Source organism: Lamprocystis purpurea DSM 4197 (assembly GCF_000379525.1).
In the GTDB taxonomy this organism is placed as follows: domain Bacteria; phylum Pseudomonadota; class Gammaproteobacteria; order Chromatiales; family Chromatiaceae; genus Thiodictyon; species Thiodictyon purpureum.
Genome location: NZ_KB902489.1, coordinates 1 through 986 on the forward strand (window position 1 = coordinate 1; position 986 = coordinate 986).

Annotated in this window: 1 protein-coding gene; it reads left to right on the forward strand. The window is 47.8% G+C overall.

Annotated elements, in window-relative coordinates; translation table 11 throughout:
• Window positions 1-986, forward strand: a 986-nt coding sequence (locus A39O_RS38325) for a DUF4158 domain-containing protein (RefSeq protein ID WP_157639989.1), incomplete at both ends; no start/stop codon positions are given.

Genomic DNA, 986 nt, shown 5'->3' on the forward strand with positions numbered 1-986 from the left:
TACGGTTGTTATGCTGCAGAACCTAATGACGTGCAACTGGCGCGCTATTTTCATCTTGATGAACGGGATCTGGCCTTCATTAACCAACGACGGGGCAAACATAATAGGCTGGGCATTGCGCTTCAGCTCACCACAGCCCGTTTTCTGGGAACATTTCTGACGGATTTAACTCAGGTTCTGCCTGGTGTTCAACATTTTGTCGCGGTACAGCTTAATATCCACCGTCCAGAAGTTCTCTCCCGCTATGCTGAACGGGACACTACCCTTAGAGAACATACTGCATTAATTAAGGAATATTACGGCTATCATGAATTTGGTGATTTTCCATGGTCTTTCCGCCTGAAGCGTCTGCTATATACCCGGGCGTGGCTCAGTAATGAGCGACCGGGTCTGATGTTTGATTTTGCCACTGCATGGTTGCTTCAAAATAAGGTATTACTGCCCGGAGCAACCACACTAGTACGTCTCATCAGTGAAATTCGTGAAAGGGCAAATCAGCGGCTGTGGAAAAAGCTGGCCGCACTGCCGAACAAATGGCAGGCAGCTCAAGTGATGGAGCTTCTGGTCATTCCGGAAGGTCAGCGTGTATCAGCACTGGAACAGTTGAAAAAAGGCCCTGTTACAGTCAGTGGACCTGCGTTTAATGAAGCGCTGGAACGATATATCCGATTACGAAGTCTTGAGTTTTCCCGACTGAACTTTTCCGGTCTGCCTGCCATTCAACTGCGTAATCTGGCTCGTTATGCTGGCATGGCGTCGGTAAAATATATCGCTCGAATGCCACAGCAGAGAAAGCTTGCTGTACTTACTGCATTCGTTAAAGCACAGGAAATAACGGCATTAGACGATGCCGTTGATGTGCTTGATATGCTAATTCTGGACATTATCCGCGAAGCAAAGAAAACCGGGCAAAAAAAAAGACTCAGGACACTGAAAGATCTTGATCAGGCCGCATTGTTACTGGCGCGGGCATGTGCATTGTTGCT